We start from the raw sequence: 24,096 nt of genomic DNA on the forward strand, positions 1-24,096 counted from the left end.
GATTATACATATGCAGATATTTGCTTTATTATAATCTATATTAACAACTATTCCAAGTGGATTAGGTGGTATTTTGGAAGGGGATTGTAATTTTGGAAAAAATAACAATAGTATCCGGCGGTAATTCAATTTTTTCCAGGTTGACTGGAGTGTTAAATTATACGAACGTACAAATTAACGAAGCAAATCAAAAAGTTGAAAAAAGTGATGGAGTCATTTTACTTACTCCAGTATATAAAGCCTCGTATACAGGGATTTTAAAGACCTATATTGACCTTCTTCCGCAAAAAGGCTTAAAAGATAAAACGGTTTTACCATTGGTTTTAGGTGGAACATTTGGTCATTTGCTGGTAATCGATTATGCATTAAAACCTGTCCTTTCTAATCTTGGAGCAGCCAATATTCTTTCTGGTGCCTTTATTATTGATACGCAGGTTACAAAGCTTCAGGAGAACCGCTATTTGCTGGATGAAGAATCTCAAAATCGGCTGGAACATGTATTGGATGATTTTATCCATTCTGTTGGAGGAGTGAAAATATGACCATTAAATTAAGTATTCTTGATCAAAGCCCGGTGGGAGATGGGGAAAGTGCGGAACAAGGTTTGTTGAACACGGTTCGTCTAGCAGAAGCCGCAGAAGATTTGGGCTATCACCGTTTTTGGGTGGCAGAACATCATAACAGTGAAAAGATTTCCGGATCTGCACCTGAAGTGCTTATTGGCTATTTATTGGCAAAAACAAAAAAAATAAGAGTTGGCTCAGGTGGAGTGATGCTGCAGCATTATAGTCCATATAAGGTTGCAGAGACATTCCATGTGTTAGCTTCACTTGCTCCAAATAGAGTGGATTTAGGTGTGGGCAAAGCACAAGGCGGATTAAATTTATCCACCCAAGCACTTCAGGAGGATAAAAAAGAACAGCAGAAAAACTTTGAACAAAAAATTAAAGAGATAGATAACTTTCTATCAAATGATTATAACCTTTCAGATGCGGAGTTAAAGGCAACTCCTATTCCAACTGTCAAACCAGCGCTTTATTTGCTTGGAGGAAGTGCAGAAAGTGCAGAACTAGCTGCAAAGTTGGGAATTTCCTTTGTGTTTGCATTTTTTATTAATGGAGACGAGGAAGTATTAAAAGAGGCAAGAGCAAGATTTCAAAAATTCTCACCAAAAGATGCAGAAACGTCCTTTATTTTAGCGGCAGCCATTGCGGTTTCAGATAAGGAGGAAAAAGCACTTTCCTATATTAAACAGAAAGAAATTGTGAAGGTAATCTTTTCGAATGGAAAAAGTTTGAATGTAGGTACATTTGAACAAGCCGAGAAATTAATAAGTGAAAGTGAAGGACTCGATTATCAGATTAAGGTGCAGAAGGCTGGCTATATTGCTGGTACACAAGAAAGTGTAAAAAAAAGAATGGTTCAATTAGCCGAACAATATAAATTGGATGAAATTATGGCCATATTGCCCATTGAAGATATAGAGACTAAAATATACTCTTATAAACTATTAAAAGAAGCATTTCCAACAGACAGTAAAACGGAATCGAATAAAAAGGAAGGGGCAGAAGTAGGATGAGCCAAACAAAAAAAGTAGTGGTATGGAGCAAAGCTGGATGCAGTTATTGTGAGGAAGTAAAGTCCTATTTAACAGAAAATAATGTGGAATATTCAACGGTAGATGTTACAGAGAATGACCTGTTAAGAGATGTATTAGAGGTGAAATACGGCATTCGCTATGTTCCGGTTGTGGAAATCAGCAGCAGCGGGCAAGAATCGTATAAAGCAGTATTTAAAGTAGACTTGGAGGCATTGAAAGAAGCGTTATATACACCATAATAAAGTGAATCTTCCATCAGTGGGGGTTTTGTTCATCCCTCACTGATGGTTAGTTGCGGTCCACAGGATGTGGATCACACAAACGTTGCCACAGGAAGTGGCGACCTTAGTTTGTGTACCTCTATCGGATCTTTACGGGCAGTTTCCCCCACGTAGCTTCCTCGATTTCTCAGCAGCCCCGAGGGGAGGGTTTTACTGCCCGTTAAGAGTGGGATAAATAACGATATCATCTTTGGATTGGGGGAGATGGATGATGAACGAAATAGTTATTGAGGACTTATTAAAGGAAGATAAAGAAATAGTTCGAAAGCTTCTAATTGACAGCTATAAACAGTATGAACAAGGATTTTACAGTCCTGAAGCATGGAATGATTATATCGAACAAATCAAATTATCTGTTGATAATCCGAATATTGACCGTATATTGGTTGCAAAAAGCAATAGGAAAATTATCGGTACATTACAGATTTTCCATTCATCTGGAGAAGCATATAACAGACCTGAATTAAACATATCATCTCCTATCGTACGGTTGTTGGCCGTACAACCTGAAGCACGAGGAAAAGGAGTAGCGCAATTATTACTAAAAACAAGTTTAGAATATGCTAAATCTAAGGGAGCAGGCAGTCTCTATTTACACTCAAGTGATTTGATGCAAAAAGCGATTGACTTATATCAATGGCTAGGGTTTAAAAGAGACGAATCAAAAGAGTTTTATAATCGGGATGTGCTGGTCAAATGTTTCCGCTTTGATATAAAAGAAGGAGTTGTCAATTTATGAGGTCACTGAAAAAGTGAATGCTAGGAACCGATATATTCTGACAACCCAAGCAGTTCAGTGGTTTTCGCTCGGTTTTCCGAGGCTTACCACACGCTTTCCACGGGGCGATCGCCAAGCCTCCTCGAAGCAAAGCTCCTGTGGGCTCCTGTGGGGTCTCGGCTGTCTCGCTAATCCCGTAGGAGTCGTGTGGACGCCTCTCCAAACCAACAAGGTAGTGTTTTTTTAACACCTTTCAACCGTTTTTTTCTATTACATGCAAGGATTTTATCTATCATTCATCACTTTTTCAGTAGCTTCTATTTTACAGTACGGTTTGTTTTTCTATTCAATTCATAGAAATAGATACTGGAGGGATTTTCATGCGATTTGTTTTATTTTCGCTTATGAGCAATAATGGCAATCCAATCACTGGTGAAACATTTACAACACAGCAAAAGTTTAAAAATGTGATCAATCAAGCAGTCTTAGCAGAACAAAAGGGGTTTGACGGATTTGGGGTTGGAGAAAGACATGGTCCGCCTTTTCTTTCTTCCTCTCCAGCCATTGTTCTTACAGCTATCGCATCGGCAACTTCAAAGATTCGGCTACTTACAACCGTTGCTGTTTTAAGTGTGCTGGATCCAGTTCGAGTTGCAGAAGATTACGCGACATTGGATCATTTATCAGAGGGGCGCTTGGAGATGGTTATTGGCAAAGGAAATGATCCAAGACATTATCCCCTTTTTGGAATTACAGAAGAAGAACAATGGGAGTCCCTTGCGGAAAGATATGAATTATTAAAGCGATTATGGGATGAGGAGAACATTACATGGAACGGCAAATATCGAACAGCTTTAAATAATGTAACAACCGAACCGCGTCCATATCAAAAATCCATTCCGATTTGGCATGGCAGCGCCTCAAGCAAACTTTCTACCGAATTGGCTGCCAAAAATGGAGAGCCGATCTTTTCATCAAATGTTTTTCATCCGATGAGTAAATATAAAGATTTAATAGACCATTATAAAGAAAGACTCGCATACTATGGGTTTGATCCGAGTAAGGCCGTAATTGGATCAGGCGCCGGCAGTCTTTATTTGGCTGATACAAAAGAAGAAGCCATAAAAAAATATCGCCCCTATTATGATCTATTCAGCAATACAGATGCATCCAAACATAATCAATCCCCTTTTAAGGATTTAGAAGAGAACATCAACAACGGTCCAGCGTTGGTTGGTTCAGCAGATTCTATTATTGAAAAAATAATTCACTACCATAACGCTTACGGCCACCAAGTACAAAGCATTAGTGTAGACGGATTAAGCGAGGAGGAACAAAAGGAACAAATCGAACGGTTTTCTGAAGAGGTCATACCGGTTCTTCGCCGAGAAATTCCGGATGCGATTTGGACGAATGAAGCTATAGTAGCTGATTTGAGTTGAACCAGTGTGTTCATGATGCCAAAAATATAGAATGAGATCGGGAATGCTTTTCTCGCTTTATTTGAAGTTATGCGAGGTTGATAGAGGCAGCGACGGCGGAAAAAGCAGGTGTGACGGCAGAAAAAGGGTAATCTAGCAGGACAATGGCTGCTTCAGCATTATAAGAACACGTGAAGTTAGTTATATTTTCCTTTTGGAGTAGCAAAAGTTAATTATTTTATGCTATTATACAAAGGAAGAATTTCTTCCGTTTCATCTCCATACGATCTGATAGTTCAGCGGGAGAATACGTCCTTGACAGGGACGGGGTCGGGGGTTCGAATCCCTCTCAGGTCATATTCAATAAACATTGTTATAAAAGGGTTTCTCGACTAAAGAGAAACCCTTTTATTTTTGAATAGAATGTTAAACCGACCAAACAACTGACCAAATAACATTCCCCTTCTAAATCGCTGCACTGTATTTAATCCATTCAATATCTCATCCTTCTTATATTCCTAAGGTTTGTTTTATTCATAAACCATTAAATGCTTTTAAATGGCAACATAAGTATTCAACTCTTTAGTCTGCTAATATACTAAAAAATTTCATTGACATAAACTTTTACTTCATGATAGATTATATAAGTTCGTTCACTACTCTAATATATTATCGTGATAAAGTGTTTGTAGGAATATGTATGTTTTAATCCTAATTTGTAGGTTTTTATAGGAGGCTATTTGAATTCCTTAAATAGTAAGAAGTGTAGTTTTTTTATACTAGAAAATTTAATTCAACTAAAGGTGGTATTCAACAAGATGAAACGTTTGGCTACAATTGTTCTAAGCATAACAGCATTATTTTTAATTCTTACGGGATGCTCTAATTCCACAACGAATAACAAAGAAAATACATTAGTAATTGGCATCGACGATAAATTTGCTCCAATGGGATTTAGAGATGCTAATAATAAAATTGTTGGTTTTGATATTGACTACGCGAAAGCTGCTGCTGAAAAAATGGGTGTGAAAGTTACGTTTCAGCCTATTGATTGGCAAACAAAAGAATCAGAATTAAGCAGTGGTCGAATTGATCTTATCTGGAATGGCTATACGATTACAGATGAACGCAAAAAGAAAGTGCTGTTCACGAAGCCTTATTTGAAAAATGCACAAGTTGTTGTAACTTTGGCAGATTCTAAACTTGCTAATCTGAATGATTTAAAAGGAAAAGTAGTTGGTCTACAATCTCTGTCTTCTGCTGCAGATGCTTTGGAGGCAAATCCAATTAAGTCGAAAATCAAAGAAGTTACTGAGTTTTCGGATAATGTAATGGCCCTAAATGATCTAAAGTCTGGCCGTTTGGATGCAGTAGTAATTGATGAGGTTGTTATTGATTATTACATGACGAAAGAGAAAGGAAGTTTTAAAGTTCTAAAAGAATCACTTGCTCCAGAAGAATATGGAGTTGGAGTGAAAAAAGGGAATGAGGAACTGCTGGAGAAACTGCAAAAAGCACTTGATGAGATGAATACGGACGGCACTGCTGATAAGATCTCGAAAAAGTGGTTTGGACAAAAAAAAGTTTTAAATTAATAGAAACGACTGAATAAATATAGAGCAAAACAGGGTTCCTAGAGGAATCTCAGTGTGTAGACAAACTGGTTTTTGCAGTAACTTCTGGCTTATCGAAAACGTTTGCTTTCGAGGCGTGAAGCCTTGGGAGGAGCGGAGTTACCGTGGATGGGTAATGAGCATCCGAGCAAGGCGAACAACGAAGAAAGCAAGCGTTTGTCGACAGCCTGAGGGTTCCTAGATGAGTCCTGTTTTGTTTATTGGGGGAATTTTTTTCATGTCACTTGAATACTTAATCTCAATACTGAAGCCCATGTTGGAAGGGGCGCAGGCAACGATTCTACTATTTTTAATTGCTATTATCCTATCGATTCCATTAGGATTTCTTTTAACACTGGCTGTACGAAGCAGCATCAAGCCTTTATCCTGGTTTGCCCATACGTATATTTACGTGATGCGCGGTACACCGCTGCTGCTGCAGCTATTGTTTATATGCTTTGGATTGCCAATGATTCCTGTAGTTGGGGAATACATGGTGTTAGACCGTTTTGTTGCAGCATCTTTAGGATTTGTTTTAAATTATTCTGCTTATTTTGCGGAAATATTTCGAGGGGGGCTCTTGGCAATCGATAAAGGCCAATATGAAGCTTCTCAAGTACTTGGTTTAAATAAATGGCAGACGACAACACGTGTTATCTTGCCGCAAATGTTTCGAACAGCAATGCCTGCTGTTGCAAATGAATCTGTGACATTGGTTAAGGATACAGCATTGCTTTATGCAGTCGCCGTTCCAGAAATATTGCACTTTGCACAGACAGCAGTAAACAGAGACTTTACGATTGTGCCATTTTTTGTTGCCGGGATCATTTATTTAATCATGACGCTTGTATTAACGATATTTTTTAAATGGATGGAACGAAGATTTAAATTTGAATAAAAAGGGTGTGATGAATGATGGCTATTATGGAAATATCCAATCTTAAAAAGTCATACGGCAAGTTGGATGTATTAAAGCAAATAACGTTTGATATTAATAAAAACGATGTAGTGGCAGTAATTGGTCCTTCAGGTTCCGGGAAAAGCACGATGCTCCGCAGCCTTGTTCACTTAGAACAAATACAAGGAGGAAGCATTCGGATAGACGGCGATGATTTAGTGAAGGATGGGGTATATTCCAACTCGCAGGAAATCAAGAAAATTACATCGAAAATGGGGATGGTTTTTCAGCATTTTAATCTTTTTCCACATTTAACGGTAAAACAAAATTTGGAGCTTGCCCCTAAAATGGCGAAGAAAGAATCATCCACTCAAATTCAAGCTAGAAGCAAAGAACTGTTGGAGAAAGTTGGATTGACAGACAGGGCATCTGCCTATCCAGCAAATCTGTCAGGCGGACAAAAGCAACGAGTAGCAATCGCTCGTGCATTGATGATGAACCCAGAGATTTTACTTTTTGATGAACCAACATCTGCCTTAGATCCAGAATTGACCGGAGAAGTATTGAACGTGATGAAAGACTTGGCTGAAGAGCATATGACCATGGTTGTTGTCACACATGAGATGGGATTTGCAAAAGAAGTCGCAAACAACGTTATTTTCATGGACAACGGAGAAATTGTGGAATCAGGCCATCCAGCGGATTTATTTACAAATCCCCAATTTGAACGAACAAAAGCATTTTTAAAGTAAATTACATTCAAATTGGATGAGTTTCTAAACGGTTTGGTTGGGATGTCAGCCTGGCCAAAACTAAAAAAAGATAGGAATATGGTTTAAACAAGAGAAACAAAGAAATACCTATTCCTATTATTCAAGTAAATCTCCGCTATATTCAAATTGTTTTTTAGAAAATATTGCAATTCATAAGAATCTGCCGAAAGAGAGCGAGTTCTCATGAATTGCAATATTTATGTTTAACAGAGTTTACTATGCAAACAAATTTGCACCATGCAGGATGAAAAGAAGCAGCTTCCAATTTTGTTTTAACAGATAAGAAAGTATAAGTTTTCTAAAGTCTAACGGGTGTCTAGCGCAAGCGCCCTATCGACTTCAACGCTTCCCTCACCTCGCTTGCGTAGTCAACATCGAATCACTTCGTTCTTCGTGTTTCCTTTATCTCTTCAAGGAACACAAACTAAAACCGCCACGTCCTTATGTCTTCGTTTGTGTAATCCACATCCTGTGGACCTCAGCTTATTCTGTCGATGAGCAAGGGCGCTTGCGCTTTTCTTATTGTTTATGTTTGAAGCAGGGAGCAGTCAGAATACACGAAGACTCCTACGGGATTAGCGAGACAGGTGAGACCGCGCAGGAGCGCAGCGAGGAGGAGGCTCACCGCTCGCCCCGTGGAAAGCGAAGTGTATTCTGACTGCGGTGGGGACTAATCAGACATACTTTTCAAGGAATCCTCTCAAATTAAGTGAACTTCCATCAGTGGGGGGGTTCCTCCTCCCCCACTGATGGTTAGTTGCACTTATCGGACCTTTACGGGCAGTTATTCCCTGCCTATCTTCCTCGATTTCTCGGTATCTTTAGGCGGGAGTCTTACTGCCCGTTATGAGTGGGATAAAGAACCTCCTTCATAAAAATTGAATAAAAACAAAAATAATAGATGGCAACCAGAATCCTTTTATGTTACATTGAAAGAAAAGCGTTTTCTTTAGAGAAGGCAATCATATAAGTAAACATTCGCAACACGGCACATGAAAAGAAGCAGTATCCCTATTTTATAGCACGGAGTAGCCAGCATATACGAAGACTCCTATGGGATTAGCGGGACAGCAGAGACCCCACAGGAGTGAGCTTCGAGGAGGCTCGGCGCCCGCCCCATGGAAAGCGAAGTATATGCCGGCTGCGGACTACTCACAAGAACACCACACTTTTCAGAGTAGAATTTTAAAAGAGAAATAGAATGTTAGGTTGTTTTGGTATAGAATTATTTTCATTTAATAAAATGTAAGGGTTTTCTTTTTTTGGAGGAGGATGTATGTTTTTTTCGCTGCGGAATCGAATATTTCTTATTTTTACTTTGTTATTAACTGTCCCTTTTCTTATCGTATCTATCATGATTCCAACTAGATTTACGCGAATTATGGAAGAACAGACAAAAAATAACACGATTGAGAAGATGGATCAATATTCTTTGTATATAGATTCTATTACTGCGCAAGTGGAGGATTTAGGGAAGCAAGTGCTTGTCAACCAAGCAACTCGAGATTGGATCAATGCAGATAGTGATATATCGAATACTGAAAAAGTATTGTTGAAGAATCAATTGAAAATGCAATTATCGTCAATGATGGTCAATAATTCGAACTCTATATCTATTGCTGTTTTTTTGAATGATGGAACAGGAACTTGGGGAAATAATCACCAACTGAACAAGGCAGAGTGGTTTCAAAATTTTCAGGAAAAGGATCAAAAATGGGTAAAAGCACATATGGATCCTTATCAGTTGTCGCAAGAAATGAAAGAAAGCAGTGTAATTAGTTACCTTCTTCCGTTATTTAATATATCTACATTAGAAGCGGTTGGGGTTATTAAAGTAAACTTTCCTTCTAAAGCATTAGAAAATGCATTAACGAAAATTAAAGTAGGGGAAAAAGGACGTGTTTATGTAGTTGATCAAAGTGGAACCAATATCCTGCCGGGAAAAATCAAAACACCACGAAAAGTTCTTTCACAAAGTTTAGAAGAAATGTCGGAGTATCCGGAAGGAAAAGGGCTAATAGAAACAACGTACAAAGGGGAAGACTATCTAGTTTTTTATCAGAAATTAAGTGTAGGAAATTGGGTCCTTATCAGTGAAGTGACAAAATCAGAACTATTTGCAAAAATAGTCCACTTGCAGCGAAATTTATTCATCATATGTGCATTGATTTTTATTGCGACCATCCTAGCTTCTTATATGCAGTCTTCTACAATTGTTAAACCGCTTGAAATGCTTCGCAAAGCAATGGGGTATATAGAACATGGAGATTTTAATGGAGCAAAACGATTTATGAAAACGATCAAACCATATAAGCATGAAGTCGGATATGCCATCAATATTTTTGGTCATACCGTTGATCGGTTGAACCATTTAATTGCAACAGAGTATGAAGCAAACTTGCGCAGGAAAAATGCAGAATATAAAGCATTATTACTGCAAATAAATCCACATTTTCTGAATAATACCCTTGAAATTATGGGAGGATTAGCTGCGCAGGGAAAAAATGAAGAAGTAGTAAATGTGAGCGTATACTTAGGGAGGATGATGAGATATTCGCTTAATACGAGCAATGATATTGTTCCACTAAAGGAAGAGATCAGCTATATTCGCAATTTCACCAATATATTAAAACTAAGGTATGAAGATACGATTGATATAAAAATAGAAGAGGATCCATCAGCTAATGATATTCCCATAATAAAATTTATTGTTCAGCCCCTTGTAGAAAATGCCGTTAAATATAGTTTGCAAGGAAAAAGACCACCTGAAATCTTAATAAAAACGGAGTGCATTAAAGATACTTTATTCCTTTTAATACAAGATAACGGTATCGGCATGGCAAGCGATGTTTATAAAGAGCTTATGTATATGGAGCAAAATAATGAAAGCAGTAATGTATTAAACAGCAGCGGAAACAGCATCGGGTTAAAAAATGTTCTTGGAAGATTAAAACTTTATTATGGCGACAAGTTTACGTATGATATTCAAACAGAACATAACGAAGGAACATCCATCGTGTTATGCATTCAATTAACCAAGGAGGTGCAGCCTTGAAGAAGGTAATCATCATTGACGATGAAGTTCAAATCCGAAAAGGGCTCCGGATGAAAGTCAACTGGGAGAACTTAGGTTTAGAAATTGTTGGAGAGGCTTCTAATGGTTTGGAAGCGTTTTCTTTCCTGAAAGAGAATAAAGTGGATATTGCTATTACAGATGTAAGAATGCCAATAATGGATGGCATTGAATTTGTTAAGAATTGTCATTATACTTATCCATTGGTAAAAGTCATTGTTTTATCTGGATTTAATGATTTTGAATATGCACGGTCAACGATGAGAGAAGGAGTGAAGCACTATTTATTAAAGCCAGTAGCACCAGACGAATTAGTAGAAGCTTTAGAAGTAGCGCGAAATGAAATAGAGGAGGAGTCTAATCAGCGAAAAGAAGCGGATAAAATCATTCAACAAGCAGCTGTACAAAAGGAAGCAGAACAAGAACAGTTTCTGCTGCAGCTTGTAAAAGAAGACTGGATGGAACGATCTCTTTCCTTTGAAACTATTAAACAATTAAATCTAGAACATTTTCAATTAGAGGAAGGGGTATTTCAGTTTATCTCGGTAGAGCTGCGGGATTCCAATAAAAATCCCCATCAAGCAAAGGATCTTTGGAAGCCTTTTCGAATGCTTTGCCGAGAAATCGCCAAACAGCGTACACAGACGTATACTTTTTATGATCCTCAATACAGGAACATGATTCATTTTGTTCATCTAGTAAAAGCAGATAGCGAAAATAACCAAAAAAGCTTAGTGAGGGAAATTACTCATTATGTGAATACCTATATGAATCTAGAAGTAGTTATTGGGGTTGGCAATGTCATTTCCCATTATAAAAATATGAAAAATGGATATAGATCAAGTTTGCTGTCCTGGAGTCAAAGCGACATAGGGCTGCAATCGCAAATCTTAGATGAAACGGTTCATAAAGAAATGTTTAAGTTTACACCAGATCTAGAAAAAAAGATTACGAATAGCATTGAAAGCAATAAAAAAGACGCTTTTGATGAACATGTTTCTGCTATTTTAGGAAAAAGCCAAGCCCATTCGATTTTGTCTTACTTTTTCGTCTCCAACCGGTTGTTGTTTTTATTAAGTTCACTTGCTGATAAATATGAAGTGGAAAAAAAACTAATCAAACAATTTGTGTGGAATTGCCAGCAAAGTATATGGGAGCTTAATTCTCAAAATAGAGTGAGAGAAACATTGATTCTATTAGGAAATGCCATTATGGACCAAGTGCATAAATCAAAGGCAAGTGTTGGTGTTTCCATTGTAGAAAATATACGATTTTATTTAGAGGAACATTATGGAGAAGAGATTTCTCTTACCATGCTTTCGGAACAGTTTCATATCAATAGTGCTTATTTATCGGAATTGTTTAAAATGCATATTGGTCAAAACTTCAGCGACTATTTACTTCATTTACGAATGGCAAAAGCACTTGATTTTTTACAAGATCATGACTTGAAAATAATCGATGTTGCACAGTTGGTCGGATTTTCTAATTCCGGCTATTTCAGCACCGTATTTAAAAAGTATTTTGGTCAAACACCAGCAGATTTTCGTAAATCTGTAGTATAAAGAGCAAGGTACAAAAAGGAGACAGGGATAGAAGATGAGAAAAAAATGGATTTTAGCGATTTTATTCCTAATCTTTATTCTTTCAATTGGAGTGTATATATTAACTTTTGTTTCTCCCTTTTCCAATAAAAAGCAAATAGGAGATGAAAGAAAAGAGCTTGGCAAAAAGATAGAGTTAACATTTTGGAGAAATTATGGAACAAAGGCGGAAAATAATGCTTTTCAGGAACTAGTATCCTCTTTTGAGTCAGCCCACCCATCTATTCGCATAAAATTAGTGTCGATACCATTTGGGGATTATGAAATGAGACTGCGAACAGAGCTGGTCGCAGGAAATGCACCAGATATTATGTCAATAGACAGCCCGAATCTAGCTCTATATGCAGACTCTGGCTTGTTATTGTCATTGGATCCTTACATGAAAAAAGAAGACTATATTCAAGACATACCAAGTTCAACTTTAAAAGGGTTGACGTACAAAAACGAAATCTATTTAGCGCCAATAGTGGAATCCGGCATTGCGCTATTTTATAATAAAAAATTGTTTAAGGAAGCAGGCTTAGCGTTTCCATCAGAAGATCCTTATAAACCGTTGACATGGGTGCAGGTTTTAGATATGGCAAAAAAAATGACTGATTCTTCAAAGAACATATATGGCATCGATCCAGCGCAGGGATTTAGTGATGGAGAAGGCCCTGCCTATTTTAAAATGCCTTTATTATGGCAATTCGGAGGGGATATCTTAAATAAAGAAGGAACGACGGCTACTGGGTTTTTAAACTCGGATGAATCAATAGAAGCACTGCAATTTTATCAGGATCTTTACCAAAAATACCATGTTGCATCCATTGAGCTTCCAGAAGATCCTTTTGTAAATGGTCATTTGGCTATGTCTGTTTTAGGTTCGTGGACGTTGGCAGATTACAAGATTAATCATCCAGAATTTAAATTAGGAGAAGAATTTGGAATTGCTCCAATTCCAAAGGGGATAGAACAAGTTGTTCCTAATGGCGGGTGGGCTGTTGGAATTTCTGCAAAGACAAACTATCCTAAAGAGGCTTGGGAATTTGTTCAGTATATTTCGAGCTATGAAGGCATAAAAAAATATGTAAAAGAAACGGGAGATATACCGGCCAGATATTCGGTTGCGGAAGAATTGGCAGAGCTAAAAGTCTACCCGAAAAATATATTTGTGGAACAAGCGCAGTCCTTTTCAAAAAATCGCCCCGTTACTCCTGCTTATCCAGTTGTTAGTGATGAAATAAGAAAGTTGTTTGAAGAGGTTGGAATCAGTAATCAGAATGTAAAAATTGCAGCAGATAAAGCGGTGGAGAGAATAAATAAAGGCCTGCAAGAAAACATCAATCAATAAGAAAAGCGCAAGCGCTAGACACTTCTCTGACTTCAGAAAACTTATACTTTCTTATCTCTTAAAGCACAGCCAAAATCTCTTATTATGTTGAAGGTGATGGATATTATCTCCATTACTGACAAGATAATAGATGGTTTTGGCTATTTTTATCCCACTCTTAACGAGCAGTAATCCCCCACTGATGAAAGTTTACTTTATTGTTTATCAGCTATCTGTTTCATCCGAAAATTTTAAACAATCGAAGCCAAATATATTGAAATCACCCAATAATGAATTTTGTTATATTTAAATCAGAAAGAAGCTCATTGAATAAAGGAGTAAATAGTCTTCCATGATGCTGTAGAATATAAAATGAGTGAATTCATTTTTTTACAAACCATTTTGTAATCGCTTGCATTTAGCTTCTGTGCAAAAGATTGTAAATAGAAGAGATTCCGATTCATCATAGAAGACTAGGAAATTATGAAGAAAGGGAAAAGTTATGAATGTAGAAGAGTGTCCAGCTCCGACGTACAGGATGTATGAATAACGGTGCTGTCACAGGCTCGAAGTCGTCGTTGCAGCAGGAAGTACAGCGATGAGCAAAGCTATTACGCTTTTCTAATAAGGAGGGGAAAGCAGTTGGAACAAATGCTAAAAGTTCAAACAGAAGAAACCGTTATAAAGACTAAAACAAACAGCAAATTAAAAAAGAAAGTGCAGTATATAAAAAATAACTATTTTTTGTATCTGCTCATTGCACCAGCCGTTATCTTAACCATTATATTTAAGTATGTTCCTATGTATGGTGCTATTATCGCCTTTAAAGATTTTAGCCCGATAAAAGGAATAACAGGGAGTGAGTGGGTCGGCTTAAAGCATTTTGTTAAATTTTTATCTTCGCCAAACTTCGAAGCGATTTTTATGAGTACACTAAAACTTAGTTTATTTGGGCTAATCCTTAGTTTTCCTATTCCGATCATTTTGGCATTAATGATTAACCAAGTGCGCAGAGCTTCAATTAAGAAAAATATTCAATTGGTCTTATATGCACCAAACTTTATCTCGGTTGTCGTAATTGTAGGGATGATCTTTATTTTCCTATCGCCAACTGGTCCGATTAACAGCTTGATAAGCTATTTTACAGGAAAGCCGCTGATGTTTATGTCAGAGCCTGAATATTTCCGTTCCATTTATATTCTATCTGGTATATGGCAGACAGCAGGATGGTCTTCCATTATCTACGTTGCAGCACTGGCCAATGTGGATCCAGAATTGCATAATGCAGCAACAATAGATGGAGCAACGATTCTACAACGGATTATTCATATCGATTTGCCGGCGCTTAAACCATTGATGGCTGTTCTGTTTATTTTAGGGGCTGGAAGCATCATGGCAATTGGTTTTGAAAAGGCATACTTAATGCAGACTTCTATGAATATACCGGCGTCTGAAATTATTCCAACCTATGTATATAAAATAGGGCTGCAGGCAGGAGATTACTCGTTTTCATCTGCAGTAGGATTATTCAACTCCGTTATAAACGTAATCTTGCTGATTATTGTTAATGCAGTAGTAAAAAGACTAAATGAAGGAGAAGGATTGTATTAAGGAGGGGAGAAAAAATGAATATTAAGCATACAGGATTTGACCGGTTTATTATCACGTTAAATAGTATTCTATTATGTTTAGCTGTTTTAGTAGTACTTGTTCCACTAGTATATGTTGCCATAGCCTCTTTTATGGACCCAACCGTTTTGCTGAATAAAGGGCTGTCGTTAAAGCCTTCAGATTGGAGCTTAGAAGGGTACAAACTTATTTTATCAAACGATGCGATGATTAGAGGATTTTTTAACGCGATTCTTTATTCTGTGGGGTTTGCAGTAGTGACAGTCGTTGTTTCTATCTTTGCAGCATACCCTCTGTCGATTGATGGTTTTGTTGGAAAAGGGTTTTTTATGACATTGTTTATTATTACGATGTTCTTTAGCGGCGGCTTAGTTCCTACGTATTTAATTGTAAAGGATCTAGGAATGCTCAATACAATATGGGCCATTATTATTCCAGGTGCCGTGAATGTTTGGAATATTATTCTTGCAAGAACGTATTTTAAAGGACTTCCATACGAATTGAATGAAGCAGCGAAAGTGGATGGGGCGAACGACTTGCTTATTTTCTTTAAAATTATTTTGCCGCTGTCTAAACCGATTATTTTTGTGCTAGCATTATATGCTTTTGTTGGCCAATGGAATTCCTACTTTGATGCGATGATCTATTTAGAGGATCCAAAACTCCAGCCGCTCCAGCTAGTATTGAGATCCATCTTAATTCAAAATCAGGCTGATCCGGGAATGATCAGCGATCAATTGGCAATGGCAGAATTGAAAAGGCTTTCTGAGATGATAAAATATGCAGCAATCGTCATTTCTAGTCTTCCATTAATAATCATGTATCCATTCTTCCAGAAATACTTTGAAAAAGGTGTTATGGTGGGTTCTTTAAAATAAAGCTGTATGAAAAGCAATAAATAGCTGATATGGATACTTCATCATTCAAGCTGAGGATCCACTTTTCAAGGAAGACATCTATGCTAATAAAGATTCGCACCAGGCCTATGAAAAGAAGCAGTATCTCTATTCTTTAGCGCAGAGCAGCCGGAATACACGAAGACTTCTATGGGATTAGCGAGACAGACGAGAAGAAAGCAGGAGCGTAGCTCTGAGGAGGCTCCTCGGCGCCGCCACATGGAAAGCGAAGTGTATACCGGCTGCGGACTACTCATAGCAGCACCACTTTTTAAGGGTAGCCTACAAATAATGGCTTCAACAGCTAGCTTCTCTTGTATATAAGGTATAGTATTCAATCCATTTAGCTAAAGCGATACAAAAAGAAGCTAGTGATAAAAATATAAACTACAGATAGGGGATCACTTTTATGAAAAGAATGAGTAAAGTAATGCTGACTGCATTTGCATCTGTCTTATTAACAGCAGGATGTTCTGATAAAAATGAAAGCGCTTCAACAAATTATAAGCTATCAAATATTAAGTTTCCATTAAAAGAAGAAGTAACTTTAAATTTTCTGACGCAAAGCTCTGCATTGGCTCCAAAAGATCCGAATGATAAATTAATTTTTAAACGATTAGAAGATCAAACAGGCGTGCATATTAAATGGAAAAACTATACGAACGAATCATTTGTAGAAAAAAGGAACATAGCAATTGCCAGTGGAGATCTTCCTGATGCAATTTTTGATGCAGCGTATGGTGACTATGATTTATTAAAACTGGCAAAGGACGGCGTCATAGTACCTGTAGAAGATCTAATTGAAGATTATATGCCGAATTTGCAAAAAGTACTGGAAGAAGCTCCAGAATATAAATCTCTAATGACAGCCCCTGATGGACATATTTATTCCTTCCCGTGGATTGAGGAATTGGGAACAGGAAAAGAAGCGATTCAAGCAGTTGATTGCTTCCCTTGGATTAACAAAGAATGGCTAGATAAATTAGGGTTGGAAATGCCAAAAACAACAGATGAATTAAAGACCGTATTAAAAGCATTTAAAACACAAGATCCAAACGGAAACGGCAAAGCAGATGAAATTCCAATGTCATTCAGAATCAATGGGGGAGGAGAAGATTTATCCTTCTTGTTCGGTTCATTTGGTTTAGGAGACAACTGGGATCATACTGTTGTCACAAATGATGGAGAAGTAAAATATACAGCAGCAGATGAAGGATACAAAGAAGCGATCAAATTCTTTAATGAGCTGAATAAAGAAGGACTAATCGATGTGGAGGCATTTGATCAGGACTGGAATACGTATCTTGCGAAAGGGAAAGAAAATCGCTATGGTCTGTACTTCACTTGGGATAAAGCGAACATTACAGGCATGAACGATAAATATGATTTAATGGGACCATTAAAAGGTCCAGATGGCCAAATCAACGTAGCAAGAACTAATGGAGTAGGCTTTGACCGAGGCAGAATGGTTGTTACATCTGAAAATAAAAACTTGGAGTTAACGGCCAAGTGGATTGATCAACTATACGACCCAATTCAATCCGTGCAAAATAACTGGGGAACATATGGAGATGATTCCCAGCAAAATATTTTTGAATTAGATAAAGAAGCCGGAATGTTAAAGCATTTGCCATTAGAAGGAACTGCACCGGTGGAATTAAGACAAAAAACAAGTGTCAACGGTCCATTGGCAATATTAGATAGTTATTATGGAAAGGTAACAACAAAACCAGATGATGCTGCTTGGAGAATGGATTTAATGAAAAAAGTAATGGTTCCATATATGAAAGCAGATAATAATTATCCGAAAGTATTCTTCTCCATAGAAGAGTTAGATAAACTTACTTCCATTGAAACAGATTTAACTGCATACGTTAATAGAAAACGTGCTGAATGGATTACAAATGGAAAAGCAGAAGAAGAGTGGAATGATTATTTGAAAGAGTTAGACCGTCTTGGTTTGCAAGAATGGTTAAAAATTAAACAGGATGGATATGATCGATTCAATGCTCAATAAGTAAGAAGGAGGAGAGCGGTGAACAGTGTGCAGCTCTCCTTTTATACTGCGTAAATAAATCGATATAAAGGAGTGTATTTAGTATGTTAAACGTATTTACAGAAAAATTCCGCCCTCATTTTCATTTTTCTCCAAAAGAGTTCTGGTTGAATGATCCAAATGGAATGGTTTATTTTAAGGGGGAGTATCATTTGTTTTATCAGTACCATCCGACAGGCACGACTTGGGGGCCAATGCATTGGGGGCATGCAGTCAGTAAAGATTTAATCCATTGGGAGGAGCTGCCTATCGCCCTTTATCCCGATGAATATGGAGCCATTTTTTCTGGAAGTGCCGTTGTTGATTGGCATAATACAACTGGATTTTTTCCTGATGAACCAGGACTTGTAGCGATTTATACGAACCATGGCATGTATCCCAACTCAGACCGCCCTTTCCAAAGACAAAGTATTGCTTATAGCCAGGATAAGGGGAGAACATGGGGAAAATATGAAGGGAATCCTGTATTGACGGATGAAAGCATTACGGACTTCCGTGATCCAAAAGTATTTTGGCATGATGAAACAAATAAGTGGGTGATGATTCTCGCAACAGATCAAACGGTTACTTTCTATACTTCACCTAACTTGAAAGATTGGCAGTTTGCTAGTGAATTTGGAAAAAATGAAGGGTCTCATCTTGCTGTATGGGAATGTCCAGATCTTTTCAAGCTGTCAGTGGATGGAGATCCAGCAAATGAAAAATGGGTGATGATTGTCAGCATTGGCGATAATGCAAATTATAAAGAGGGATCGAGAACACAGTATTTTATCGGTAGTTTTGATGGAACAACATTTAAAAACGATCATTCAGAAGATACCATACTTTGGCTGGATTATGGCAGAGATAACTATGCAGGCGTCAGCTGGTCCGATATACCGAGCAGCGATAGCAGAAGAATTTATATTGGCTGGATGAATAATTGGCGATATGCCAATCAATTGCCAACAGAAAAATGGAGAGGTGTCATGACGCTGCCTAGAGAGTTGGATCTAGTTTCAACAGACGATGGAATTCGTCTTTTCCAGAAGCCTGTAAAAGAGATTTATACTATTAAAGAACAACAAAGTTATTTAAAGGAAAATACTTTGCTTTCCTCTAATACTCTAGCGATTGATCTAAGTCATTCTTTAGTGGAATTAAATGTAGAATTTGAGAAAATAAGTGCTGGCCAATTTGGCATAGAGCTTGTCTATAATGACGAAGAAAAAACGATTATAAATTATGATGTGTTAAGAAGTATCCTTGCCGTAGATCGAACAAAATCAGGAGAAATTGATTTTTCCGATTCCTTTTCTGCCATCCAAGAAGCGCCATTAACCAATAAAAATAATAGAGTAAAACTGCAAGTATTTATTGACATGTCTTCCATCGAAGTGTTTGCAAATGATGGAGAAGCGGCTATTACTAGTTTAGTATATCCAAAGAATGGGCTTCAAAAAGTGAATTTGTTCTCTAAAAACGGAGAAACGAAAGTAACCTTACTAGAATGCAACGAATTAAATTCTATTTGGAAGTAACTCTGGAAGATCCATCAGTGAATGAATTCACTGATGGATTTTTTTATAAAGGAGGTTTAGCAAAATTAAGAAGAGATCAGGAAGTGTGGTAGTAGATTGGAATGATTCTACCAAGTTTTTTGACGGAAAAGCCGGACTTGTCGCCATCTATACGAATACAGCAGGCGGACAGGCACAAAGCATCGCTTACAGCAAGGATAAAGGGAGAACATGGGAAAGGTATAAAGGAAACCCAGTAATAAAAAATCCTAATAGTAAAGATTTTCGAGATCCAAAAGTATTTTGGCATGAAGAAAGCAAAAAATGGGTCATGGTTGTTTCAGCAGATAAAAGTGTAGCATTCTATCATTCTGATAATTTAATTGATTGAACGTATTTAAGCAGATTTGGTGATAATCAAGGCTCTCAAGCTGCAGTCTGGGAGTGTCCAGATCTATTTAAATTAAACGTGGATGGGGAAGAAAAGTGGGTGCTGCATGTAAGTGTGGGGGATAATGAGATTACAAACGGTTCCACGGCGCAATATTTTATTGGGGAATTTAATGGAAAAGAATTTATTAAAGAAAATTATTCACAAACAGAACTGTTTACAGACTATGGGCAGGATTATTATGCAGCGCAAACTTTCTCCGATATTCCGGATAAAGATGGAAGAACCATCTGGCTTGGCTGGATGTCTAATTGGCGCTATCAATATCAATCACCAACAAAGCCTTGGATGGGGGCAATGTCCATTCCAAGAGAATTAAGCTTGTATAAAGGGGAGGATGGAATAGTAAAATTAAGACAGCAGCCAGTGAAAGAAGCGGAAAAGCTTCGGAAAAAACAAAAACATCAAAGCATTTTCGATTAAAAACGGAGAGAAGAAAATTGATTTTTTCGGAAGAACCTATGAAATGTAAGTAGAAGCAGAATGGGATCAATTAAGTGAATTTGGCATTCGCCTTCGAAAAGGAGGAGGAAGAGAAACAGTTGTCGGATATAATGCAGATGTGCAAAAAGTATTTGTAGATCGAACAAGGGCTGGTTTTGGAAAAATCAAAGATCGTAATCAAGGAGAGTTCCAGTTTGGAAGAACCTATGAAATACCAATGTCTGGTGATAGTAAGATAATAAAAATGCATATTTTTGTAGATGAATCCTCCATAGAAGTATTTGTAAATGATGGAGAACAAGTTTTTACGAATTTAATTTATACAAAGGAGGAGAATGATGGAATAGAATTATTATGTAGACAAAGGAGCACTTTCCGTTAAATCGATGAACATCTATCCATTAAAACTCTATTTGGTAGCGTTGATATATTAGTATATGTTTTTAATATCAATAATAGAGAAAACCCTCAACCCCCAATGAAGGAAGGTTCACTTTATAGTTTCATCTTTTAAGTGGCACCAATTTATTCTTTTTACTTCAGCATGTAATACCACCCTAATGGATTTAGTATAGACATACACTCTACTTGAAGAAATACATAATGTTATACAATTTTCAAAAAATTTTACATTGACATTGAGAATCATTCTCCATATAATCAAAACATAAATGAAAATCAATTTCAATTAAGTAATTATTTTATCTATTTTTTATTAAAACAGAAGAGGGGAAACAAAATGAAAAAGAAAGAATTAAAATCTATTTTTGCGAGCTTTATCATGGCTTCAGCTGTCTTAACAGCTTGTGGAGCGCAGGATAAAGCAGAAAAGCCAAAAGAGGAAAAACAAGAAGAGACAGCAGCAAAGAATGAATCTAAAGCATCAGAAGAAGTGGATTATGCTTCCGTTTATACAGAAGCTATTACAGAATTAGATAAAGCAAAAGAAGGAAAAGAAGTTGATTTCGGGAAAGTTACCGATCTTTACACAAAAAATCTTCAAACCCTCGTGCAGAACCGCGATGCAGAGTTTGAAGCGAAGAGCGACCAGCACATAACAGCTGCTCTTCAGGCAGGCAAAGACAAATCAATGGACCCAATCGTTGTCAGACAGATTTTCGATAAATTAATGCAAAAAGTTTTCTATACAACAGTTAAACATGAATTTACTGAAATTGAAGAAAACTGGGGCAAAAAGGATGAAGTGAACGAAGAAATCGAAGAAGCAAAAGCATTCTATTCTATCCTGCAGACAACGGTTGAAAAGCGTGATGCTGCATATGGAACAAATATGGTTTCTGTAATTGACGGCGGCTTCAATGAAATTGAAAAAGCTGCTGAGTCAGATGATCAGCTCGGATTCCTATTAGGAAAACAAGTGGTTGATAAAACATTAATGAAAACTTTTTATTTGGCAACAGGTGCAAAGCCTAATGGCTATGCAACAAAATCGGCTGCAGCTGCAAAAGAAAACGCAGAAGAGGCTAAAATTGAACAAGCGGAAGGCTGGGCATTCTACCAATCTATCTTCACCTACTTGGACAAGCATTCTGCAGAGGAAGCAGCTTTAATTGAAAGCCAATTTAACTTAGAAACAGATGTGGCAAAACTTGACCCTGAGGTTGTTAACAAGGCATTTATACGTGGATTCTCTAATATTGCCTTGGACGAATATAAGGAAAGTTTAGAAGCATGGGGAGAAGATAAGTCAGCTGTTACCGCGTTGGAAGGTGCACTGTTTATTGATATCATTGGGGAAGATATCAAAGGCCTTATTGGGGAAAAAGATTATCAAACTTTAACCGAACAAGCTCAACAATACCTTGAAGCAGCAAAGGCGAAGGATAAAAAGGCAGGAGAGCCAGTCTTAGCAAAAATCCAAGCCACATTGGAAAATGTTATTGAACAAGCGAAATAAACCATTTACACTAGTGGGAGAAACCTTGTCTTCAAACAAGGTTTTTTCTTTTGAATAAAACGTCTATAATTGGAATGATGAAATCCAATAAATAGATAGAGGTGTTATGTTGAAGATTATCATTACGGGTGGTGCGGGATTTATTGGCAGCCACCTAGCAAGAAAACTAATGTCAGAAAATCATGAAGTATATCTCATTGATTGTCTGCATCCATATTATTCAATAGAAAGAAAAAAGAAACAATTGAGTGCTATTAACTCTTTGAGCAAGGATGGATTTACTCTTTTAGATCTTTTAAATAGGGAGGAAACAATGACTTTCTTCCAATCCATTTCACCGGATGCGGTTATTCATCTAGCAGCCTTGCCTGGTGTCGCCTATTCGATTAAAAGACCGCTGGAGTATGTAGATTATGATATTAAAGCCACCATTAATGTTTTGGAAGCATGCGGACAAAGTGGTGCTGAGCAATTCATTTTTGCTTCTTCTTCATCTGTCTATGGCAATCAAAAGGGACCATTAAAGGAAGAGCTTGCCACTGGAAACGTTATTTCTCCGTATGCTGCTTCCAAATATTCTGCTGAGTCCTTTTGTCATGTTTATCGAAATTTATATGGATTTGAAACAAAGATTTTACGATTTTTTACCGTTTATGGTCCTTGGGTTCGTCCAGACATGGCCATTGGCATTTTTCTTAAAAAGCTGCTTAAGAACCAAGAAGTCACGCTGTTTGGTGAAGATAGGATTCGGGATTTTACCTATATAGAGGATATTGTGGACGGGATTTATTTATCGCTAACAAAATTACATAGCAGTGAAGTGATTAATATTGGTTCAGGTAAACCAATTTCTATGCTCTCTTTATTAAATGAATTAAAGCGATATTTTCCTGAAATGAAGATTAGGAGAGAAAAATCTCGTGCAGGAGATGTTGTACAAACATGGGCTGATATTCGCAAAGCTGCAGATCTTTTTGGATATAGACCTAATACAAGCTTTGAGAAGGGCTTAGCCGAAACCGTAAAGTGGGCGAGGGAAAATGAAGATTACCTTTAAAATGATAAAGTTAATAGGTTCACTGTCGATTGTAAGTTTTTTTGTTTATCTGACATTATATTACTTTGATGGTAAATGGATTTGGAACGGTATAAAGGCAATCATACAATCTCCCTTTATGCTGTTTACTATATTAACCGTATATTTTCTTTCTTTTTGTTTGAAATCCTTAGCTTGGAAAGTGTACTTAAATGGAAGACCTAGGTTTTCAACATGTTTAGTTGGAATTTTATATAGTTTGTTTGTGAACCACTTATTACCCATAAAAGCAGGTGATCTTGTTCGAATGAAAATCCTTAGCGCTAGGGATGGCATTGGTGCTGAGGATGCCGTGCATTCTGTCCTTGTTCTCAGGCTGCTTGATATGATTGTGTTATTAGCCTTTGCGATGGCTGGTTTTTTTATGCTTGGCATCGATTTTCAGCTTCCTATTCCACTTGTCACAATAGGAACTCTTATACTGATGGTTTCCATGATCGTGGTAATACGATATTTTCCAGCTTTTTTTAAGCGACAGATTAAATTATTCATAAGAGCGTTGCGTGGTAGAAATGGATTGATTATTTTTATTGCTATTGGTTTCAGTTGGATTTTAGAAGCAGCTGTCCTTTATGGAACGGTTATCGTTAACAGTGGGAACTTATCGGTTTTTGAAGCTGTTTTTGCCAACAGTATAACAGTCTCAGGACAATTATTCCAAATAACACCAGGCGGAATTGCCAATTATGAAAGCTTTCTTGTCTTTGCTTTAAGATTGTTCGGATTTACCGTACAAGAAGGTTATACAGTAGCCTTAATTACTCATGCTGTTAAATTCTTTTTTTCTTATGCTGCAGGGGGAATGGCTGTATTC

At 37.2% G+C, this 24,096-nt stretch carries 18 protein-coding genes, 1 tRNA gene and 2 pseudogenes; all 21 read left to right on the top strand.

Annotation, left to right across the window (positions count from 1 at the left end; all coding sequences use genetic code 11):
• Positions 1–92 precede the first annotated feature (92 nt).
• Complete coding sequence (locus ACTYBU_RS01910) at positions 93–542, top strand: NAD(P)H-dependent oxidoreductase (protein WP_445486759.1); 450 nt, start codon at positions 93–95, stop codon at positions 540–542.
• Entirely contained in the window at positions 539–1,579 is a 1,041-nt protein-coding gene (locus tag ACTYBU_RS01915; RefSeq protein WP_445486760.1) for an LLM class flavin-dependent oxidoreductase, read from the top strand. The genes ACTYBU_RS01910 and ACTYBU_RS01915 overlap by 4 nt, the downstream gene beginning before the upstream one ends.
• Entirely contained in the window at positions 1,576–1,839 is a 264-nt protein-coding gene (locus ACTYBU_RS01920; protein WP_445486761.1) for a glutaredoxin family protein, read from the top strand. Before ACTYBU_RS01915 ends, ACTYBU_RS01920 begins: the two co-directional genes overlap by 4 nt.
• 250 nt (positions 1,840–2,089) lie before the next feature.
• The gene (locus tag ACTYBU_RS01925; RefSeq protein ID WP_445486762.1) at positions 2,090–2,620 is read left to right on the top strand and encodes a GNAT family N-acetyltransferase; all 531 of its coding nucleotides are present in this window, start codon (positions 2,090–2,092) and stop codon (positions 2,618–2,620) included.
• Positions 2,621–2,979: 359 nt separating this feature from the next.
• The gene (locus ACTYBU_RS01930) at positions 2,980–4,041 is read left to right on the top strand and encodes an LLM class flavin-dependent oxidoreductase (RefSeq protein WP_445486763.1); all 1,062 of its coding nucleotides are present in this window, start codon (positions 2,980–2,982) and stop codon (positions 4,039–4,041) included.
• 264 nt (positions 4,042–4,305) lie between these two features.
• A tRNA-Val gene (locus ACTYBU_RS01935) sits at positions 4,306–4,377 on the top strand.
• A gap of 461 nt (positions 4,378–4,838) precedes the next feature.
• Complete coding sequence (locus ACTYBU_RS01940; RefSeq protein WP_445486764.1) at positions 4,839–5,615, top strand: amino acid ABC transporter substrate-binding protein; 777 nt, start codon at positions 4,839–4,841, stop codon at positions 5,613–5,615.
• A gap of 256 nt (positions 5,616–5,871) precedes the next feature.
• Positions 5,872–6,531 carry an amino acid ABC transporter permease gene (locus tag ACTYBU_RS01945; protein ID WP_445486765.1) on the top strand — a complete coding sequence of 220 codons (660 nt, stop codon included), beginning with the start codon at positions 5,872–5,874 and terminating at the stop codon, positions 6,529–6,531.
• A 17-nt stretch (positions 6,532–6,548) separates the two neighbouring features.
• Positions 6,549–7,283 carry an amino acid ABC transporter ATP-binding protein gene (locus ACTYBU_RS01950; RefSeq protein WP_445486877.1) on the top strand — a complete coding sequence of 245 codons (735 nt, stop codon included), beginning with the start codon at positions 6,549–6,551 and terminating at the stop codon, positions 7,281–7,283.
• Positions 7,284–8,580: 1,297 nt separating this feature from the next.
• On the top strand, positions 8,581–10,359 hold the full coding sequence (locus tag ACTYBU_RS01955) for a cache domain-containing sensor histidine kinase (RefSeq protein WP_445486766.1): 1,779 nt from the start codon (positions 8,581–8,583) through the stop codon (positions 10,357–10,359).
• Entirely contained in the window at positions 10,356–11,942 is a 1,587-nt protein-coding gene (locus ACTYBU_RS01960) for a response regulator transcription factor (RefSeq protein ID WP_445486767.1), read from the top strand. The genes ACTYBU_RS01955 and ACTYBU_RS01960 overlap by 4 nt, the downstream gene beginning before the upstream one ends.
• A gap of 34 nt (positions 11,943–11,976) precedes the next feature.
• Positions 11,977–13,314 carry an ABC transporter substrate-binding protein gene (locus ACTYBU_RS01965; RefSeq protein WP_445486768.1) on the top strand — a complete coding sequence of 446 codons (1,338 nt, stop codon included), beginning with the start codon at positions 11,977–11,979 and terminating at the stop codon, positions 13,312–13,314.
• Positions 13,315–13,944: 630 nt separating this feature from the next.
• Positions 13,945–14,904 (top strand): ABC transporter permease, encoded by a 960-nt coding sequence (locus ACTYBU_RS01970; protein ID WP_445486878.1) that lies wholly within the window; start codon positions 13,945–13,947, stop codon positions 14,902–14,904.
• A gap of 14 nt (positions 14,905–14,918) precedes the next feature.
• Complete coding sequence (locus ACTYBU_RS01975; RefSeq protein WP_445486769.1) at positions 14,919–15,800, top strand: carbohydrate ABC transporter permease; 882 nt, start codon at positions 14,919–14,921, stop codon at positions 15,798–15,800.
• Between the two features lie 427 nt (positions 15,801–16,227).
• Complete coding sequence (locus tag ACTYBU_RS01980; protein ID WP_445486770.1) at positions 16,228–17,835, top strand: ABC transporter substrate-binding protein; 1,608 nt, start codon at positions 16,228–16,230, stop codon at positions 17,833–17,835.
• Positions 17,836–17,918: 83 nt separating this feature from the next.
• Entirely contained in the window at positions 17,919–19,394 is a 1,476-nt protein-coding gene (locus tag ACTYBU_RS01985) for a glycoside hydrolase family 32 protein (RefSeq protein WP_445486771.1), read from the top strand.
• A gap of 85 nt (positions 19,395–19,479) precedes the next feature.
• Positions 19,480–20,247 (top strand): annotated as a pseudogene (locus tag ACTYBU_RS01990) (glycoside hydrolase family 32 protein).
• A gap of 85 nt (positions 20,248–20,332) precedes the next feature.
• Positions 20,333–20,650, top strand: a complete 318-nt coding sequence (locus ACTYBU_RS01995) for a GH32 C-terminal domain-containing protein (RefSeq protein ID WP_445486879.1) — start codon at positions 20,333–20,335, stop codon at positions 20,648–20,650.
• A 357-nt stretch (positions 20,651–21,007) separates the two neighbouring features.
• On the top strand, positions 21,008–22,186 hold the full coding sequence (locus ACTYBU_RS02000) for a hypothetical protein (protein WP_445486772.1): 1,179 nt from the start codon (positions 21,008–21,010) through the stop codon (positions 22,184–22,186).
• A 109-nt stretch (positions 22,187–22,295) separates the two neighbouring features.
• The gene (locus tag ACTYBU_RS02005) at positions 22,296–23,243 is read left to right on the top strand and encodes an NAD-dependent epimerase/dehydratase family protein (RefSeq protein WP_445486773.1); all 948 of its coding nucleotides are present in this window, start codon (positions 22,296–22,298) and stop codon (positions 23,241–23,243) included.
• Between the two features lies 1 nt (position 23,244).
• Positions 23,245–24,069: pseudogene (locus ACTYBU_RS02010) on the top strand (lysylphosphatidylglycerol synthase transmembrane domain-containing protein); the annotation flags it as partial.
• Between the last annotated feature and the right edge of the window lie 27 nt (positions 24,070–24,096).

This window comes from Niallia sp. 03133 (genome assembly GCF_052663225.1).

Excerpts from the sequence above, each read along its gene's own strand:
- ACTYBU_RS01915 (WP_445486760.1), top strand. The coding sequence starts at position 539 with ATGACCATTAAATTAAGTATTCTTGATCAAAGCCCGGTGGGAGATGGG.
- ACTYBU_RS01920 (WP_445486761.1), top strand. The coding sequence starts at position 1,576 with ATGAGCCAAACAAAAAAAGTAGTGGTATGGAGCAAAGCTGGATGCAGT.
- ACTYBU_RS01925 (WP_445486762.1), top strand. The coding sequence starts at position 2,090 with ATGATGAACGAAATAGTTATTGAGGACTTATTAAAGGAAGATAAAGAA.
- ACTYBU_RS01930 (WP_445486763.1), top strand. The coding sequence starts at position 2,980 with ATGCGATTTGTTTTATTTTCGCTTATGAGCAATAATGGCAATCCAATC.
- ACTYBU_RS01940 (WP_445486764.1), top strand. The coding sequence starts at position 4,839 with ATGAAACGTTTGGCTACAATTGTTCTAAGCATAACAGCATTATTTTTA.
- ACTYBU_RS01945 (WP_445486765.1), top strand. The coding sequence starts at position 5,872 with ATGTCACTTGAATACTTAATCTCAATACTGAAGCCCATGTTGGAAGGG.
- ACTYBU_RS01950 (WP_445486877.1), top strand. The coding sequence starts at position 6,549 with ATGGCTATTATGGAAATATCCAATCTTAAAAAGTCATACGGCAAGTTG.
- ACTYBU_RS01955 (WP_445486766.1), top strand. The coding sequence starts at position 8,581 with ATGTTTTTTTCGCTGCGGAATCGAATATTTCTTATTTTTACTTTGTTA.
- ACTYBU_RS01965 (WP_445486768.1), top strand. The coding sequence starts at position 11,977 with ATGAGAAAAAAATGGATTTTAGCGATTTTATTCCTAATCTTTATTCTT.
- ACTYBU_RS01970 (WP_445486878.1), top strand. The coding sequence starts at position 13,945 with ATGCTAAAAGTTCAAACAGAAGAAACCGTTATAAAGACTAAAACAAAC.
- ACTYBU_RS01975 (WP_445486769.1), top strand. The coding sequence starts at position 14,919 with ATGAATATTAAGCATACAGGATTTGACCGGTTTATTATCACGTTAAAT.
- ACTYBU_RS01980 (WP_445486770.1), top strand. The coding sequence starts at position 16,228 with ATGAAAAGAATGAGTAAAGTAATGCTGACTGCATTTGCATCTGTCTTA.
- ACTYBU_RS01985 (WP_445486771.1), top strand. The coding sequence starts at position 17,919 with ATGTTAAACGTATTTACAGAAAAATTCCGCCCTCATTTTCATTTTTCT.
- ACTYBU_RS02000 (WP_445486772.1), top strand. The coding sequence starts at position 21,008 with ATGAAAAAGAAAGAATTAAAATCTATTTTTGCGAGCTTTATCATGGCT.